Genomic DNA, 17703 nt, shown 5'->3' on the forward strand with positions numbered 1-17703 from the left:
CGAGTGTCGCCTTCTTAAAGTCAGACGATCACGCGGTAGTGAAGATGAACAACGCCGCTTCGTAAGCGGCGCTCACCGAGCAGCTCGAGCCGCATGCGGAGGTTGTCCGAGAATGCTCGCTTACCTCCACCCAAGACGATCGGATTAAGAAGCAGATGACACTCGTCGACCAGTCCCGCGCTCATTGCCTGCCCGGCAAGCTCAGGGCCGCCAATCGTAATGTCAGCTCCTGAAGACTCCTTCAGCCTCCGGATCGCATTATGATCGAATTCGCGCTCTATCCTAGTCCTGGCGCTTGACTCCGCCTGAAGCGTCCGGGAATACACGATCTTCTCAGCCGCTCGCCAGATCTGCGCAAATTCCCGCCTTACCTCCGGTTGATCGTCGCTGGTGCTAGCCGTCTCCCAGTACACCATCGACTCGTGCATTCGACGCCCGTAAAGGTAGGTGCCAATCGACCGCTGGAAGTCAGTCCAGAACGCATATGTCTCATCATCGGAGATCGTCCACTCGATGTTGCCGCGCTCGTCCTCAATGTACCCGTCCAAAGATATGTTTGCAGCGTAGATCAGTTAAGCCATATCAATAACCCCTCCAATTTTCAGTTTCCAGCTAGACCAAGGCCGCTTGTTCTGCCAATTCAGATAGTGATGAACGATTTGTATTGAGCAAAATTAAACAAAGAAATATCCATTTTTATAATAACACATATTGGAATAATTTGTTTATTTTACGCGGTTTCAGAGTTTGAAAAAGTTCAGGTATTGGGAAATAAGTTTTAGAGTGACCCCCATATTTTCACTGGTGGTAGCGCTGCACTAGAAAATAAAGTCTTTGACTGCCGCTGCTTTGTTGAACTAAGTGCTCGTTAGTGGAACCTTGTACGGCGTGGCTATTTCTCCAACTCATAGCGGGTCGCGATAATGCCTGACTTGAACGTTCGGCTGGACAGCAGCTTGAGCTTGGTTTTCTCACTGCAGCCGTGGAATACCGATTTTCCGCCGCCCAGAAAGACCGGACAAATCGTCAACAGGAATTCGTCGATCAAGCCAAGCTCAAGCAGCGTCTTCGCCGCCCCCGGGCTGCCGAAGATCACGAGATTTTTGCCAGACTGCTCCTTGAGCGCCTTGATTTCCTCTGCGATATTGTCCTTGATCAGCATCGTATTATTCCATTCAGCCTTGTCCATCGAGCCGGAAATGACGATCTTCTTAACATCCTGCACCCATCTGGCATGCTCCATACTGTGCTTCGACGCATTCGGATTATCCAGTACCGTGGGCCAATAGCCCTCCATCATTCGATACGTCGTGCGTCCGTAAATAGGAGAGCCGACTTCGGCTACGACCTCCTCGGCGTATTTCTCGATTTCCTCGTTGTACGGAATCCAATCCAGTCCGCCGTTCGAATCCGACGCATACCCATCCAGTGACACATGCATGAACAATACAAGTTTCCTCATATTCGTTTCTCCTCCGATTCAGAATTTATTTTGCCGATTGTTTTGGCCTTTGGCCGGCGTTTCGTCTTGCCTTCAAGTTCACTATAAATCATTACGTTACGTTACGTTCAAGTGGAAATCTGGATTTTTTTTAGCTGGGCTTAGATAGAGATCGATCGAGAAAATGAGTCGAGGAAACACCTGAGAAGAGCTTTAATGCAGGAGGAAAAGTCCGAGAACACTGGCGTGATGCGGCATTCCTGAGATTGAGGAGGCGGGGAAGTGTAATAAAGTATTAGACTGGAGTTGGTTATTTGACGCGCTTTTCGTATTTAAAAAGGGTATTCGGATTATGTGGTGGAATGTTTAAGCGCGTTATTATGATATAAAATCGGATTATATGGTGAAACCATGTATAGGTACCCTATACTAATTAAGCATAAAACTTGGTTTCAAACTCTACAATCGGGTAGTAGAGCCAAGAACGGAAAAGAATAGCCCCACTCTCATATACAGATGGGGAAAAGGCGACACTGTATTGATTCATGCCGCCGCTGGTGGGGTTGGTACTATCGCAGTCCAGTTAGCCTTGGCTTGGGGGGCGACGGTCATCGGTACAGCCAGCGAGCGAAATCACGACTATCTTCGTTCGCTCGGGGCGATTCCAGTCAGCTATGGCGATGCCTTGCGCGCCTCGGTACATATTGTTGAAAACAAGTATCGTATCGGCACGATCGTTTCCTTTGACATTGTGGAGCAGCTAGGGGTTCGTTCTATCCGTAGCCAGCGGTCCGCGGCCCGGCTCGCCGAACTCTACGATCTGTATGCCCAAGGGAAACTAAACGTTCACATTAGAAAAACTTTCACGCTGCCCCATGCAGCAGATGCCCATCGAGAAGTCGAAATCGGACATAACCGCGGGAAAGTAGTTCTTTCTGTTGAGTAAATCGTTATAACGAACAGAAGGTTACTAATGGATATACTTAAACTATCACATTTTAAGATTCTTGGTATTTTGGAGAATGAACATGACCTTCAGGTGGAGACAATATCTCCACCTTCTGTTTGCCCTAATTGTGGATGCATAGCCAACTTGTATAAGCATAACAGACGTGTACAGTTTTGTATGGACTTACCGATTCACGGAAATCGAGTAGGGCTTCTCATTAAACGTCAACGGTATAAATGTCTTGAATGTATTCAATAACATCGATTAAATCCACCTATTCAGCGGCAATGCCCAGATATTTGTATAATGCAGAGGCCATTAACTTATGTCCATGTTCGTTAGGATGAATGCTATCATTCATTAGCATCAGATGAGTGTTCGTATTTCCATTTACGTGAGCTGCCCATTCTGCACATAAATCACAAAGGGGGGTTCCAGTATCCGCAGCCACCTCACGAATAACAGCCGTGTATTCCGGATAATCTTTCCTCAATGCGACTGCACCTTCAACTACATTGTAATCCAGCATATTCTGTGTAAGCAGCAACACTTCGCTTCCTGACGATTCGATGTGATGAATAATCATTTGTAGATTTTGTCTAAAATCATCAATGGTTACTCTTGCTGAATCATTCATTCCGATCATTACCATAACAAGATCCGGTTTAAACCGCAGTGCATCCCGCTCCAGCCGCCCCAGAAGCTCCACTGTTGTATGTCCACTCTTCCCCGCATTTACAACCATCGAACGCCGACCATACTGCTCCATCAATCTCTCGGTTAGTTGTCCAACATAGTTCAGCTTGCCATGCAGGTGATAATTCTGTTCAGTAATAGAATCGCCAATGCACACTATTAGAGCATGTTCGCCATTGGCGAGCTTCTCCATCGTTATCGGCATATCGAATCGCTCCTTCAACTTGATTAACAACCATATATATCTTGTGCACCTAGGATTCATTCACAAAAATACCGTCGCTCGGATGGATTCGCAAGGGCGACGACGGCTAATCGCCTTCCACGCGTCGCAAGCGACGGTATAGTTGACAGAATGATTTGACTTCTAAGCCCGCTGCTCGATGCAAATTTGTCTAATAAAGGGCACTAGCCATTTCTGACCTGCTGAATTCAAATGCACTCCGTCATTTTGATCTGTATAGTTATCACGATACAGCTGTCCATCGTGCAGAGTGGCCTCTGCAGTAATGGCATTCACATCTAAGTAACCTGTATCTAGCTCGACACTCATCTCATGAACGGCTCTCACATAGTTCAGCAGTCTAGTCTGACTTGCCTGTGTACCCGCAGAGTTCGTCTCTGTTACAATAAAAGGAGGACTCATCAGCAATATATTCGGTGCCGCATTTCCTCTTTCGTGAGCAGAGACTCTAATTTGACGAACGATTTCACGCAAGTTGGATTTGAACTGGTCTAATGAAACAGCTGGCTCTTCCTTCCCCTTATAGATGGCATGGTCATTCGTTCCCAGCATAATCGAAATAAAATGCGGCTGGTGCTGTAGGCATCTTTCTTCCAGCTTATCCAGCAGGTGAAGCGTGTTCCAACCGCCTATGCCGTTGTTGATCATTCTGCGGAAGCCAAGCGTCTCCCGCTCCTCAAACAGCCATTCCATATAAACCTTGACCTTATTTCGATAAGCAGTAATAGAGTCGCCTAGTGCAACATAGGTTCTATCCTTCATGCTGAACCGCACTGCTTTTAATAGACTTTATTTGCAATCCCCCGCCTGCTTCGGCCATATGCAAACGTGCGTAGGAAATACCGCGGCCTTGCTCTAGCTGAGGAAGAACGCCGACACTCTCTCCATTTAGGAGTACATTGGCATGCTCTTGGCGGCAATCCCACTTTATTGTCAGCTCTGCCCATTGATTGCTTTCGAGCTTCTTAGTTGTTTTCAGTGGGTAATAAGGTCCTTCATTCATGTATTGGACATGTATACTGCCGTCAGAAGTAATCTGAAGTCGGAAATGTCCTCCCTGCCGATCACTTGGCTTCAGGAACGATTCAGATACAGAGAGATAACAACCGCCAAACTGCTCCTCCAGTAAAAGCTTGAAAGTCACGGCACCTTGCTCGGAATACGGGAAATTGCGTGTCAAGCCAACGTTCGTCTCCGCTGCCTCTTTCTTCAGCCTAACAATCTTATCATGGTCAGTCTGCTCAACCATGACACCATCGTTTGTTACAGAAGAGCCCGTGAGGTCATCTTCCCAGTTCTCAAGCTGCTCCTTCTCGCCAACCCACTCCGGGGCGATCTTCACAAGCTTGAAATCTACGGTTCCCATCCAATCACGCAAATGAACGGACAAGTAACCTACCAGCACATTTCCATCCCCTAGCTCAGACAGCCAAGGATAACATACGCTATGATTCTCATGCTCTTCCTGACTCAAATGAACAATTTCCCGATAACCGCTCCATTTGCCATCATGATCGCAGATCGCCGCTACGAGTGATTGACGAGAGTAGCTGACACCATGACTAATCGGCTCACACTTGCTGTGATTCCAGCACATCAGCAACCGATCATCCTTCAGACGGATAATGCCTGCCGGAGCATTAGAAGCAAAAAACGGCGTCGGCTCGGGAACGGACCACGTTTCACCCTGATCTGTGGAATAGGATTCATAGAGTCGACCGGTCTGCGTACGAATAATCATCCAAACGCGGCCATCCGGCAGCTCCACCGTTACAGGCTCGACTGAACCCGATTCCAATGCCCCTCCACCGTTATCAATAACAAGATCCGCATGTGCATTGCGCCACGTAAAGCCCTGATCATCGGACAGGATTACCTCACTGACAAAGCACGCAGATGTTCGATTCGACAAGTACGAAAAGGGCATTACAATCCGGCCACTAGACAATTGTGTAATCGCATTCAACGAGCCTGTGTAACTGTGGCCATAGTCGATCATGTCCGGTCCTTCCCAAGTATGACCGTTGTCTCGGGAATAAAGATGGTACATGTCGATCTTTCTTTCCCGATACGGAATATCATTATCCCAATCCTTCAGAATAAATCCATAGAGATGTACGGTACCATCTGTTGTCACTAGAGGTGCATGATCCAAGTCGATCATTTTTACCGCTCCGGGCTCTGCTGCAAATTCAAACGCCAGCTCAGGATCGCCCCAAGTAAGTCCATGATCTGTTGATCTGCGTACATAAAGTCGCTGAGGGATCGATGTATCCTTCCATTCATTCGGCTTCTTGCCGACCGTATAAATGGATAATACCGTTTGATCCGGTAGAGTTACGAAAGTTCCTAACTTTCCTGAAAAGTTGATCGGTGTTGGCGATTGTGCTGGCATCTCAGTTACATCTCCTTCACGCAATGTATCGTTATTTCATTACTCCGTATATATGTCACTAAGCAACACTTTTGTCATTTTCAAACGAGCTAAGCAAATGCCATCCTCTGGCTCTCCGGCGCAATAAGCAAGGAGTACAGCATCAGAAGTGAAGTGTATGGCCGTATAACAATAACCGCCATTATCCTCTTCCGTCTGTATGGCGAAATGATTTGTCCATGTTTTACCTTCATCCTGGCTGATCGCACCTACGAGGGGCGCTCTTCCCCAAGAATGCTTTCCGATTTTCCGCAGCTGATAGTTCGGAATCGGGTTCCATACCGCAAGCAGATGTCCATTTGATGGATTACGCTTGACACTCAAGGGCGATACCGGGGATGTGAATTGTGATGGAACAGCCTCAGACCATGTTTCTCCCCCATCGCCTGAGAAGCTCTCATATTGTCTGCCAAGATCGGTTCTATGGTACATCCACAGTGCCCCGTTCTTCAACTCAATGATGCCAGGCTCCTGCAGACCGCTGCGGGTGTGAGGGACATTGAGCGAGCAACTGTTAGTCGCTTCACGCCATGTCACCCCATCATCGTCGGAGATCATGACATATACCGTTCCTCGAGAATCAAAGGAATCCCACTTGATTGTATCCGTTGTACGCATTTTATGAAGTGAGGAAGGCACAAGTAGCCGACCAGATGACAATCGAACGACTCGATCGTTGTTCACAACGTAATATCCAAGTCCAGGCACGCAGCACACAGGTTCGCTCCAGGTAAGCCCCTCATCGCTGGAACGGAACAAATGCAGTCTAGCGTCATGCCATCCACGCCTAATGACATAAAACAAGCCGATATCTCCGTTTTGCATGCGCAGCAAGGAGACGCTCATAATATTTAAAGCCCCATGACGATCGGGATGATCGATCACCCTTTCATCCTGCCAGGTTTCGCCGCAATCAGTAGAAAATACTGCGACGATACAGGCCTTGGCATCGTCACTATGGGATTCTCCCATAAAGCGGCTGTACACGAACATGATTCGTCCGTCTTTTAAATCAAGAAAAGCGCCCTCGCTATTCCGCGGATTGTTCACCCCTGGTCTATAATCGAGTACAGGATAACCTTTCTTCTTCATATCGACCAACATATCAATACCCCTCTTCCTTAGTTTGGAACAGCATTCGCTAATGGTCTTAACCCTTATTAACCTTTGACAGAACCAACCATTACCCCTTTAATGAAATGCTTCTGCAAAAACGGATATACGCAAATAATCGGAAGTGTCGTAATCATAATAATGGCACCTCTCAATGCTTGCGGAGTCGCTCTTTCCTCCATGTTGACCAAGAGGGAGGTGTCTAAATCCTGATTTGTCATCGTTAGTACAATTCTTCTCAGCAGAACTTGAACCGGCATCAAATCTGAATTTGTAATATAGATGGTTGCATCGAACCAAGCGTTCCAGTGATTAACGCCGTAGAAAAGTCCGATGGTCACAAGCATAGGCATACTGAGCGGCACAATTATACTGACGAGCACTCTGAATGGAGAAGCACCGTCAATCGTTGCGGACTCCTCCAAGCTTTCAGGGATTTCCTGAAAGAAGCTCTTCATGATGAGAAAGTACCAAGCACTAATTAATGATGGAATAATCATGACCCAGAACGTATTCGTTAAATGAAGGAATTTCATTAATAAATACGTTGGCACAAGTCCACCGCTGAATAACATCGTAATAAATATGAGCGTAATGAAAACACTGCGGCCCGGAAGTGTCCTTCGGGAAATGCCAAATGCCAGCATTGCAGTAAATAGAAGGTTAAGAGCTGTACCGATTATGACTCGCATAATCGTAATTCCATAAGCTTTATATAAGGTAGACCCTTGACTCAATAGTGTCTCATAGGCCGTAAAATCTATCTTCTCTGGAATGAGAATATAGCTGCCCCGTCTAATCAACTCTTGTTCACCGACTAACGAGGTGGATAAAATAACAAAAAAGGGAATGATAAACAACAGAGCAAATAAAACCATCAAGCTGTAGTTAAAATAATTAAAAATCCTTCCTCCTGCCGATTCCTTCAACCTGCATCACCTACCATATTCCTTCATGTCCTAGCTTTTTAGCTAGTCTGTTAGCCCCAATGACTAAAATCAGAGCAATAACTGCTTTAAATACCCCAACTGCCGCAGCGAATGAGTATTGGAGATCAAGCAATCCTTTACGATATACATAAGTATCAATAATATCGGCCACTTCATAAACTGGCGGAGAATAAAGCAGAAAAATTTGTTCAAAGCCTGCATCTAAAATATGACCTATCTGTAAGATAAATAAAATAACAACAATAAAGCTGATACTAGGAAGCGTAATGTTCCACATCTGCCTAAAACGTCCTGCGCCGTCTACTTTCGCGGCCTCGTAAAGCTGTGGGTCTACGCCAGCAATTGCAGCGATGTATATGATACTGCTCCAGCCCACCTCTTTCCATATACCAGATGCCACCAGTACGGTGCGGAAAAATCTTGTATCTCCTAGGAACATAATCGGTTCCATGCCTAGTCGTTGCATTAAACCATTGATAAAGCCTCCATCCGTCGTCAGCAAGACGGTCACCAGCCCTGCCAATACAACCATAGAAATAAAATGAGGCAAATAGGAAATCGTCTGTATTGTATTTTTAAAGTATTTGTTTTTAATTTCATTTATTAACAATGCTAAAATTATCGGTGCCGGAAAACCAAATAGCAGCTTATATGCGCTAATCGTCAGTGTGTTTCCTATAATATTCCAGAAGTAATATGATTGAATAAATGCTTCAAAATGCTTCAAGCCTACCCAGTCGGCGGAAAAAATACCACTCAAGCCATCAAACGGAGATATATCTTTAAATGCAATAATAATTCCATACATCGGTCCATACTGAAAAATGATAAAATAAAGCATTCCTGGGAGTATCAATAAAAAGTAGAGTTTATGTCTTTTGATGCGACCCCATATAGAGCTATTCAAATGCGAATCAACTCACTTCCATTAAGCTTCTCTTGCATATGTTCTTACTAACTACAATGCCGCCTCTGTATGCATGTGGAAAGAGGCGACATTGCGGTAAATTAAAGTTTGTTCTATTGATTCTTCAACGCGTTATATTCTTTCGTATACACTTCAATCCATTTGTTAATTCCAGCATTTTCGAGCTGGCTCAAGAAATTGGGATATTCGCTCAGCGGTCTTGCGCCCATAACAAACTTCGTAACCTCTTGTTCAATCATTCTTTCGATATCACTCAACGTAGGTACTTGTTCACCAATTTTCGCTTTGTCAAACAAATAGCTAACATCGAAGGTTCCTTCATATTTTACCTTTTCAGTTTCAGTCAAGTACTGTGCAAAGAAAGGTCTAACCCATTGGTCATTACTTTTCGGATCCTCTTCGCGGAATTGTACCGTCATTGCAAAAGAGAAGCCTGTCATAAATTCGCCTTGATAATCCTGATTGATTCTGCGATAGACACCTTTTTCTTTGTCTGTCCACTCCCAATGCTTTCCTGGAATTCCCCAGAATGCAGTCAAGTAGTTTTCAACATCGGATAACAGCCAATCCAAATAACGCATAGCGCCTTCCGGATTTTGAGAATTCTTACTAATCATTGTACCGCTTTTGCCAACTGTTCCGACTAACCGCCCATAACCCTTAGGTCCTTGAATATCAGCGGTAACATATTCTGCATCCGGATCAATTTCCCTAATCATTGTTGTATTTGCCAAAGTACGAGAGTGCCATGTAGCAGCCACGCCTACACGATTGGACCTTACAAGCTCGATCACCTTCGTCCCATCAGTTGCAAAGGATTCACGATAAATATAGCCCTTCTTATACCAATCAGCCATAAGAGTGAGGAACTCCAGGTAACCTGGGTGCTGGACAGTAGGTCTCACATTGCCTTCTTCATCTATCCAGTTTCCGTAACCATTCTCCATGAATAGCCCAGACAGCACCGCATTCATTTCATTGAAGGAGGTAATCATCGGGATTGTCTCCCCGTTGCCTACCGGATCCTTCTCCTTGAATGCTTTCATGACTGCTTCCAACTCTTCGAGATTCGTCGGTACACCAAGGCCTACTTCTTCGAGCCAGTCCTTACGAATTGTTATTGCATTCCCTGCCATTGGCGGAGATACAGGCGTCGCCCATTGCTCTCCGTCTTTCTGCAGCGCTTCCCACGAAGCCTTAGACCAGCTTTCAGGCCATACGCCAGTAACGTTCGCCCCGTATTTCTCCAGCAATTCATTAAGAGGGTATGCCGCACCATTTGCTTGATGAAGATCCATAGAACCTGTGAAAATATCAAGCGGCTCGTTACCAGCAAGAAGCAAGTTCAGACGATCTGCTTCCGATCCCTTAGGTGGGACAATTTCAATAACCTCAACGCCAGATTTCTCTTTAATATATTGGCGTACTTCTTCAAGAGCTTCTTTCTTGCTTAGATCAACAACATTACCAAGATGGCCATAGTTTGCATACACATACACTTTGCCGTAATCCTTCACACCATTAACTGCGTCGCTATCACTGCCTGTGTTTGTGCTGCCAGTGCTTGCTGTAGGCTTCGGTTCATTATTATTAGAGGAACAAGCCGCTAACAATGAGCCAAGCATGCATAATGTGAGTAATAGCAATCCGATTTTTTTTGACATATTAACCCTCCTAGATAGTGTATGACACATCCCTCCTGGGCGCTGAAGCAAGGATTGTTAAGCGCTTACATATTGGGCTCAGGGTAAGATTGCTTGATTCAAATTATAGGCTTTAAACGCTTCTATTGGATATGCCTCAATCTTTACAAACATATAAAAATTATGACTTTTTAGCGTTATTACGCGCTTTATGGCCATTCTTAAAAATATAAGGGGAGATTTCCGGATGGAAATCTCCCCTTCATAGTATAATCGCTCATAATCGCTCATCGTTGATCGAAGTAAGCTGTAAAAGATTATCCCACTTCATTGTCCTCTAACTCATTTGCAAACCGATTCGTAAGCTTGCGGTAGTCCCCAGGAGTCAATCCCGTATGCTCCTTGAACAGCTTAATAAAATAATTTGTTTTGCAATAACCCACCTGCTCCCCAATCTCCTTAATCTTGAGATTCGTTTGAGAAATAAGCTGTTTGCTCCGAGCAATTCGAACTTCTGTTAGAAACTCCAGGAAGGTTACTCCCTGCTCATCTTTGAAGATACGGCTCAAGTAAGAAGGATTCAATCCTAATTGCTCAGCCACATTCTGGAGAGTCATCATTTCACCACAGTTGTCGTCTATCATACGCAACACCTGTTCAATATGTCGATTTTTCTTGTCTCGGACAGCATGAACCAAATAATTAGACAGCTTCGTTATGAGCTCATCAAACCAGCTTGTAATTTCAAACCAGTTGTTCTTTTGATGGAGCGAATTGAACAGGTTCCCTTCTTCCTCCAACAGATCATTCAGATCAATCCGTATATCATTGGCCATCTTGACTAGTCTGTTCAGTAATTGAACTAACGCATGCTTCATTTGGTGATAGTAAACTTGCCCCTCATGTGATTTGATATCATGAATCATTTGATTCAAGATTTTCCTCGACTGAGTTAGATCACCGTTAATGAGGGCTTGAATCAATATTTCCTCTTTGTCTTTAGGGTAATTAAAAACAGGTGTCCCGGTCATGCGAACATCCTCGATATAGACAACCTCGCATGAGCCCGCCATTCTCCGATACCAGAGTGCTTCCTTCGCCTGCTCATAGCTGTGCGGCAATTGCATAATGTCCTCGCAAAATTGTGCAATACCAACCGTACAAATGATGCCGAATTTCGATTCCACCGTATTAATAATAAGCTCTGCTAGCTTGAAGCCTTCCTGCAGTTCACTCTTTTCACCATTAAAGAGTACAATGATTTGATTTTCAACAATTTCCATTACGATATTAGGACGATCCGAAGGCAAGCTTTGCTCCACGTAATTAATCATGCGCAGCTTATTCAAGCTTTTTTCTTCTTCATCAGCGTTAAGATCATGGAAACCCTCAATTAATATTAACCATACGTGAATTCCACTAAATTTAAGCTCAAGCTCAAAAAAAGCCATTTTCTCATTCATTTCATCCCTGCTCAAGCTATGATCATGCAGTAAGGTGTATACAAATTTTTCCTGATTTGCTGGCAGGCTTTCTCTCAATTTCTGTTGCAGGCTTTTACGGTCCTCCATAATTTCTTCAAGACTACCTCGAATCAAACGAAGTTCAGACCAATGCGAATCTGCTTTCTTGCCGCCAGACTCGAAATTATGATGAATAAAATCAAGCAAATGGCGAATTGGATTGTATATATTTCTAGTTGCCGCGAAGATCAACAATCCGATGGCCACGACAAGAATGGAGCAGGTTATTAGAATCATATCCCCGATCCTGGATACGGCAGCGTAGACCTCATCAAGTGATGTGATCGTAACAAACTTCCAGCCCAAGCTATTAGATGATTGTACGTTGATCAATACAGTTTCGCCACGATGCACATACTCAATGGAACCCACATTCCCCATTTTATGAATTTGTGTCAGCATAGCTTCATCCACAACCTCATGACGTGTTTGATCCTGATCATTATCTTGCAGAAGCATCTTCCCACTGGATGAAAGTACAAAAAAGGTATTGCCAGGTTTACGTTCAAGCTTGCTGACGAATGCATTCGATAATGCTTCAACATCCAGATTCACAACAACATAATTGTTGCTTTTATCCAACATAAGTGTGTTGGAAACAAACACCATTGGAATAACCGTTTTAAAGCTATGATCTTTTGCCTTAGCAAGTCTTGGCTCCATTATCGTCGGAAAATATTGTATAGATTGAATATCCTTGTCCCAATCGAGATCGTAGAAGAGATTTTTTTGAAATTGCATCTTATCCGAGGTAAGTATCATTTCTTTATCACTGTCATACATATACACGGAATCAATATATTCGTTATATCCTTTAAGCTTGCTTATCGTCTGAATTAACCGTTCCTTTGTTTGGATGTAAAAATAAAGTCCAGGTAAATCCAATGAGCGGTACTCTCCCGACAAGGACTCATAGTAATTTCCTCTAGGATAATTTTCAAATTCTTTTAATGCAGTATCAATGGATAGTTGTCGAAACTGATTGCTGATTTGTCCAATCATAAATTCCATTGTATTGGCAGTCTGCTGGATATGCTGCGAATTGGCAGCGAGAAGCTCTTCCTTCATGGAAGAACGAATATTGCGATCTAGGATCGTCCCGATGATAAGCAGCGGCAGTAAGGAAATAACAAGAAAAAATGAAATTAGCCTGATTAGCATTACGCGCTGCTTGGCTTTAGAAAGTAAGCGCTTACGGAACATAACATTCATCCTCCTATAAATTTCCATTTTAATACTCTTCAATATCATTCTTATTTAGTCATATCCCCTTATTTAACAATATTATAGTAAACCACAATATATCATTTCTATTTCATCAACGTCAAACCTTGTAACGGGGACAAAAAATGACTCCTGTACCATACAGGAATCATCCATTAAGTTCGTAGAGTTTAACTCCGATTCAGCATATAGTTGGTATCAATCTTAAAAATAGCCTTTCTAGCGTAGCCCGGTTGTTCATTAGCACAGCCTGGGCGATGAACATCATGGGGCAAGGTCACAATAAACTCACCTGCACGCAATTTGAGATGCGTCTCATTGTTCAGCTCATTATAAAGCAATGCGTCTTGGTCAGATAAATCCTGTGTAATCACTAATTCCTTCGCGTTGCGAGTGAATCCGATGATCTCTTCACCCTCGATGATATAATGAATATCTGTGTAGCGGAAGTGCCTCTCAGCCTTTCGCTCAGATGCATCCGTTGTTTGTACTTCTCCGATATTGACATAAAATAATTCACCATCCAGCTCCACCCTACCATTAGGCATAGCAGACCAATCCGTTGACTGTATGAATGCTAATGCTTTGCGAATGACTGGCGGATACAAATGCTGCTCTCGCTCGAAATCCTTAAGATCTCCAAATATCATTTATCCTACCTCCTTAAATTCGTCTAAGCCCGTCATCTAAGTCATCCATTAATGTTTGGATATCCTCTAACCCTACAGACATCCGTATAAGTCCAGTGCCTAATGGCAAGCCTGTTGCTTCAGAGAACAGCTCTTGTATAGGTATACCGCTGATCAAGCTTTCAAATCCGCCCCAGCTAGGTCCGATTTCATATAATTGAAGACCTCGAAGCATCGTACTGATCTGATCATAGGTCCGGTCAACGATAAAGCTCATGACTCCTGAATAACCAGAGAGCTGCTTCTTGCCAAGCTCATAATCAGGATGGCTTTTCAAGCCGGGGTACAGCACACGTGTCACCTTCGGATGCCCTTCCAGGAAATTAGCCATAATTAAAGCATTTTCTTGATGCTGCTTCATCCGTACTGGAAGTGTTCGCAAGCTTCGTATAAGCAGCCAAGCCTGATGCGGATCCATAATGGCCCCGAGCATCTCTCGTTCCCTAACACGAATAAGATCTATTCTAGATTTCTTACCCACAATAATGCCGCCTAATATGTCACTATGACCGCCTAAATATTTTGTTGCCGAATGGATAACTAAATCGATTCCATGCTTTAATGGATTTTGAAACAAAGGTGTCGACCAAGTATTATCTATCGCTGTTATGATGCCATGCTGCTGTGCAAGCTTTGCAATTTCAGTCAAGTCCTGCATAGAAAATATAAGCGAGGATGGACTTTCCAAATAAATAAGCTTTGTATTGAATTGAATAGCTGCTTCAAACTGTTCTACAGTTCCTTTACTGATGTAGGTGACACTAATGCCAAATCGATTCATGTATTCATTCAATAATGCTCTTGTTCGCGGATACACGCTGCTTACACAAATGACATGATCATCCTTAGACAATGCATGCAAAATAGCAGCACTTATAGCAGCCATACCGGATGATAAACAAATCGCCGCTTCGCCTTTCTCTAAAGCTGCGATTTTTTGTTCAGCAATTTCAATAGTTGGATTGGATGAACGTGTGTATATATAGCCATGATCCTTTGTTTTGTTCGTGAACAGAGTGTTTTGGAATATAGGAGGTACGATCGCCCCGTGAAAGCGATCGTAATCATCCCCATGATGAAGGCATATATTATGTTTATCCATTACGCAAATCTATCGCTTTCCATAAATCTTTTCCCTCACTCGAAACTACGTTGTCATAATCTTGTGTAATGGCGCAAATTACGCCACCCTTATCGACTTTAGGCATTACGGTAATTCCAATCATGATTCCATCTTGAGGTGAAATCACTTTCTCCTTGATCTCACCAAATAAACCATAGATGATACCTATCAAATCTCCAGCCTTTACCTCGTCAAGAAGCTTAACCGACGGGATAAAAAAGCCTTCTTCCTTACTCGTTAAAGATAAATCAAAATTCCCATCACCATATAGCCTATACTTTATCGCTGGACAAGCTTCCTCCGACAACCAAGCCTCCGGCTCCCGCAGCATATCAAGATGATGAAGCAGTCGATAGGTACCTTTCCGATATTGCTGTTGTCCTTCTATACATACTCGGCGGCCACCTTCTGTCTCCGTATACAGCCATGGAATTCCTCTATCTGTAGCACTCGATACAGTTCGACCAGGTCCTACAGTTGAGTGTGCCCATATCGTATCCACTCCGAATGCTTCTGCAGCTGCTCTCGAGCGTCTTCCATGCTCATGTTTGTCATTGTGATAATAACCAACCAAGGTCGGCACGGATGCAATCATGCCGCCACTATGAAAGTCAAGCAGGAAATCTGCCTTAGCCAGCAGCGTTTGATCCAGATGCCATGCAAGTCGTTGTGTATAGGTTCCCTCTGGGTTTCCAGGAAATTCTCTTGCCAAATTACGTCCATCTAAAGGTGTTTCTCTGGATATTCCTTCGTACGATAGCTTATTCGTAATAGGCACCATCAGTACGGTTCCATTTATTTTTTCTGGAGTCAGCTCATTGCATAATTCAACGACAGTTTGAACCCCATCATATTCATCACCATGTACGGCAGCTAGTATAAGCAGTGTAGGGCCTGCTGAAGCTCCCTTTACTACTCGTAATGGAATCGTTCCTTCTACATCCTCAGCAGTTTCAAAGGTTAGCTGCCAGTTGCTGCACGCCCCCAGAACGATCTGGTCTAGATTAAAATCCGTAACCGAAATGGTATTTGTCATCTTAGTCCTCCACTAAATTAGCTTCAATTGCTGCATGAACGCTTTCACTTTTTCTTGCTGCTCTGCGTTTAATGCAATCGTATAATCCGGAGCAAAGTTGCCTTCAAATCCCAGTAGGTTCATGGCATGTGTAAAGCCACCAAAAACACCTACACTGACAAATAGATCACGAAGGCTCACAATATCATCCAATGCTTTAGACGCTGCTGCCATATCATGATTTGCCAGACTATCATACAGCTTTATATTTAATGGAGTTGTACAAGAAAACATACCGTCTAGCTGTCTATTCAGTCCAAAACCATAGGCGGTATCGAACACATCAAGTCCGCTGAATAAGATGGAGAATGGCGGATCAACCTCGCCCTTCTGACGCTCTAGCATTCTAGCTGTTGGCAAATCGCCTGTTTTGATACCTGCAATGTTGCGATGAGCCATTAACTGCATGGCAGTATCTACTGTAATTTTCGTTTTGGTTACACCTGGCAAATCATACAAATAGACAGGATATGGAGACTTATCAGCAATTTGTTCAAAAAAGGTTTTCACTTCTGCTTGATTCATTCCAAAGTAGAAAGGAGTAGTTGCCACCACACCGCTAACATTCAAGCCGTTAAGACTTTCAATACGGTCAAGCACCCTGCCAATCGAATTATCCATTACACCAACCATAACCGGCAATGTATCCTTCGCAGCCTTAATTGCGATTGAGGCAACCTTGACATATTGCGATTGCCTCACTTGAGCTTCAATTCCCATCGAACCCATAACTAGAAGACCTGATACTTTACCACGAATTTGATCCTCCACGTGAAGGGTCAAGCTTGATTCAATCACATTGCCCATTTCGTCTAGCGGTGTTCCAAGTGCGGGATAAAATCCTTCTCTCATTTTTTTCTCTCCTTTAGAAGTTTAATTTGCATGATAAGTGATTTAAACGATGCTCTCTGGTATGATTCCAGCATCAAACAGTTTAATGGATTGATGTAAAGTAGCGCCTCTATCTTCTGGAAGCGGTTCCCAATGACCAGGATACAGATCTGTTATTTGTAATTTAGACATCTTACGTATCGATTGCTCTAATTCAACTAAGGAAAAGTCAGCTGCTTGCTGTACTGCTATTTTCCCCCCTGCAAATATAACATCACTGCAAAATAATGCTTCAAGCTCAGGACAATACACACTTATTTGATCAAAGCTATGTCCCGGCGTCTCCAAAAACTGAATCGACAGCTCACCTAGCCTGATTTGCTCACCATCACGAACGATCAAATCAGGTGTAATCGGTATAAATTGATAATCTTTAGGATAAATTCCTTGCTCTTTTGCTGCCTTTAAGCCCATGGCACTCTCACCGATTTGAACAATTGATGCAGTACGCTGTGAACAGATAATCTTTGCTCCGGTGCGCAATCTTAGCTCGTGGGCACCACCAGAGTGATCGGCATGATTGTGAGTAACAACGATCCAATTGATGTCAGTTGCTTGATAGCCAAGCCTATTCAAATTGGAAAGGATAGCTTCAACGCCCATGCCCGAGCCGCAATCGATAAGCATCCGTTTACTTCCGCCATCTATGAAGTAAATATTGCAATCGTAAGCATCCGTCTCATTGCATCCAAGGGCGCCACTTCCTACCAAATATACCTGCTCCGTTAGCCGCATATTTATTTCACCCTTTTTCTCTCTAATTAATCTATCCTTGTTCCG

Annotated in this window: 15 protein-coding genes and 2 pseudogenes; 2 read left to right on the top strand and 15 right to left on the bottom strand. The window is 43.8% G+C overall.

Features of this window, described 5'->3' with window-relative positions; translation table 11 throughout:
• Positions 1–20 precede the first annotated feature (20 nt).
• The gene (locus M6D81_RS13380; protein WP_317259124.1) at positions 21–572 is read right to left on the bottom strand and encodes a dihydrofolate reductase family protein; all 552 of its coding nucleotides are present in this window, start codon (positions 570–572) and stop codon (positions 21–23) included.
• A gap of 320 nt (positions 573–892) precedes the next feature.
• The gene (locus M6D81_RS13385) at positions 893–1462 is read right to left on the bottom strand and encodes a dihydrofolate reductase family protein (RefSeq protein WP_262677407.1); all 570 of its coding nucleotides are present in this window, start codon (positions 1460–1462) and stop codon (positions 893–895) included.
• Positions 1463–1961: 499 nt separating this feature from the next.
• On the opposite strand from M6D81_RS13385, the pseudogene M6D81_RS13390 reads away from it, so the two are divergent.
• Both M6D81_RS13390 and M6D81_RS13395 read left to right on the top strand, forming a co-directional pair.
• Positions 1962–2387, top strand: a pseudogene (locus M6D81_RS13390) (zinc-binding dehydrogenase); the annotation flags it as partial.
• A gap of 27 nt (positions 2388–2414) precedes the next feature.
• Positions 2415–2639 (top strand): annotated as a pseudogene (locus tag M6D81_RS13395) (transposase family protein); the annotation flags it as partial.
• Positions 2640–2664: 25 nt separating this feature from the next.
• Here the strand turns inward: M6D81_RS13395 and M6D81_RS13400 are convergent.
• From M6D81_RS13400 to M6D81_RS13460, 13 genes are all read right to left on the bottom strand, one after another.
• The gene (locus M6D81_RS13400; RefSeq protein ID WP_262677409.1) at positions 2665–3291 is read right to left on the bottom strand and encodes an SGNH/GDSL hydrolase family protein; all 627 of its coding nucleotides are present in this window, start codon (positions 3289–3291) and stop codon (positions 2665–2667) included.
• A 162-nt stretch (positions 3292–3453) separates the two neighbouring features.
• Positions 3454–4092, bottom strand: a complete 639-nt coding sequence (locus tag M6D81_RS13405) for an SGNH/GDSL hydrolase family protein (protein WP_262677410.1) — start codon at positions 4090–4092, stop codon at positions 3454–3456.
• Positions 4082–5725 carry a sialidase family protein gene (locus tag M6D81_RS13410; RefSeq protein WP_262677411.1) on the bottom strand — a complete coding sequence of 548 codons (1644 nt, stop codon included), beginning with the start codon at positions 5723–5725 and terminating at the stop codon, positions 4082–4084. Before M6D81_RS13410 ends, M6D81_RS13405 begins: the two co-directional genes overlap by 11 nt.
• 39 nt (positions 5726–5764) lie before the next feature.
• On the bottom strand, positions 5765–6868 hold the full coding sequence (locus tag M6D81_RS13415; protein ID WP_262677412.1) for a sialidase family protein: 1104 nt from the start codon (positions 6866–6868) through the stop codon (positions 5765–5767).
• A gap of 56 nt (positions 6869–6924) precedes the next feature.
• Positions 6925–7806 carry a carbohydrate ABC transporter permease gene (locus M6D81_RS13420; protein WP_262677413.1) on the bottom strand — a complete coding sequence of 294 codons (882 nt, stop codon included), beginning with the start codon at positions 7804–7806 and terminating at the stop codon, positions 6925–6927.
• A gap of 10 nt (positions 7807–7816) precedes the next feature.
• On the bottom strand, positions 7817–8734 hold the full coding sequence (locus tag M6D81_RS13425) for an ABC transporter permease (RefSeq protein ID WP_262677414.1): 918 nt from the start codon (positions 8732–8734) through the stop codon (positions 7817–7819).
• Positions 8735–8847: 113 nt separating this feature from the next.
• Positions 8848–10419 carry an extracellular solute-binding protein gene (locus M6D81_RS13430; protein WP_262677415.1) on the bottom strand — a complete coding sequence of 524 codons (1572 nt, stop codon included), beginning with the start codon at positions 10417–10419 and terminating at the stop codon, positions 8848–8850.
• 296 nt (positions 10420–10715) lie between these two features.
• Positions 10716–13124, bottom strand: a complete 2409-nt coding sequence (locus M6D81_RS13435; RefSeq protein WP_262677416.1) for a helix-turn-helix domain-containing protein — start codon at positions 13122–13124, stop codon at positions 10716–10718.
• Between the two features lie 191 nt (positions 13125–13315).
• The gene (locus M6D81_RS13440; RefSeq protein WP_262677417.1) at positions 13316–13795 is read right to left on the bottom strand and encodes a NanQ anomerase/TabA/YiaL family protein; all 480 of its coding nucleotides are present in this window, start codon (positions 13793–13795) and stop codon (positions 13316–13318) included.
• Positions 13796–13808: 13 nt separating this feature from the next.
• Entirely contained in the window at positions 13809–14936 is a 1128-nt protein-coding gene (locus M6D81_RS13445) for a trans-sulfuration enzyme family protein (RefSeq protein WP_262677418.1), read from the bottom strand.
• A complete protein-coding gene (locus M6D81_RS13450; RefSeq protein WP_262677419.1) occupies positions 14929–15993 on the bottom strand; it encodes a succinylglutamate desuccinylase/aspartoacylase family protein in 1065 nt (354 codons plus the stop codon). Before M6D81_RS13450 ends, M6D81_RS13445 begins: the two co-directional genes overlap by 8 nt.
• A gap of 12 nt (positions 15994–16005) precedes the next feature.
• Entirely contained in the window at positions 16006–16884 is an 879-nt protein-coding gene (locus tag M6D81_RS13455; protein ID WP_262677420.1) for a dihydrodipicolinate synthase family protein, read from the bottom strand.
• Between the two features lie 42 nt (positions 16885–16926).
• Complete coding sequence (locus M6D81_RS13460; RefSeq protein WP_262677421.1) at positions 16927–17658, bottom strand: MBL fold metallo-hydrolase; 732 nt, start codon at positions 17656–17658, stop codon at positions 16927–16929.
• Between the last annotated feature and the right edge of the window lie 45 nt (positions 17659–17703).

The sequence above is a fragment of the Paenibacillus sp. J5C2022 genome (assembly GCF_025567625.1).
Lineage (GTDB): Bacteria > Bacillota > Bacilli > Paenibacillales > Paenibacillaceae > Pristimantibacillus.

Bases quoted from the DNA above. Each gene is read 5' to 3' on its own strand.
- M6D81_RS13385 (WP_262677407.1), bottom strand. From the start codon at position 1,462: ATGAGGAAACTTGTATTGTTCATGCATGTGTCACTGGATGGGTATGCG.
- M6D81_RS13400 (WP_262677409.1), bottom strand. From the start codon at position 3,291: ATGCCGATAACGATGGAGAAGCTCGCCAATGGCGAACATGCTCTAATA.
- M6D81_RS13405 (WP_262677410.1), bottom strand. From the start codon at position 4,092: ATGAAGGATAGAACCTATGTTGCACTAGGCGACTCTATTACTGCTTAT.
- M6D81_RS13410 (WP_262677411.1), bottom strand. From the start codon at position 5,725: ATGCCAGCACAATCGCCAACACCGATCAACTTTTCAGGAAAGTTAGGA.
- M6D81_RS13415 (WP_262677412.1), bottom strand. From the start codon at position 6,868: ATGTTGGTCGATATGAAGAAGAAAGGTTATCCTGTACTCGATTATAGA.
- M6D81_RS13430 (WP_262677415.1), bottom strand. From the start codon at position 10,419: ATGTCAAAAAAAATCGGATTGCTATTACTCACATTATGCATGCTTGGC.
- M6D81_RS13435 (WP_262677416.1), bottom strand. From the start codon at position 13,124: ATGTTCCGTAAGCGCTTACTTTCTAAAGCCAAGCAGCGCGTAATGCTA.
- M6D81_RS13440 (WP_262677417.1), bottom strand. From the start codon at position 13,795: ATGATATTTGGAGATCTTAAGGATTTCGAGCGAGAGCAGCATTTGTAT.
- M6D81_RS13445 (WP_262677418.1), bottom strand. From the start codon at position 14,936: ATGGATAAACATAATATATGCCTTCATCATGGGGATGATTACGATCGC.
- M6D81_RS13450 (WP_262677419.1), bottom strand. From the start codon at position 15,993: ATGACAAATACCATTTCGGTTACGGATTTTAATCTAGACCAGATCGTT.
- M6D81_RS13455 (WP_262677420.1), bottom strand. From the start codon at position 16,884: ATGAGAGAAGGATTTTATCCCGCACTTGGAACACCGCTAGACGAAATG.
- M6D81_RS13460 (WP_262677421.1), bottom strand. From the start codon at position 17,658: ATGCGGCTAACGGAGCAGGTATATTTGGTAGGAAGTGGCGCCCTTGGA.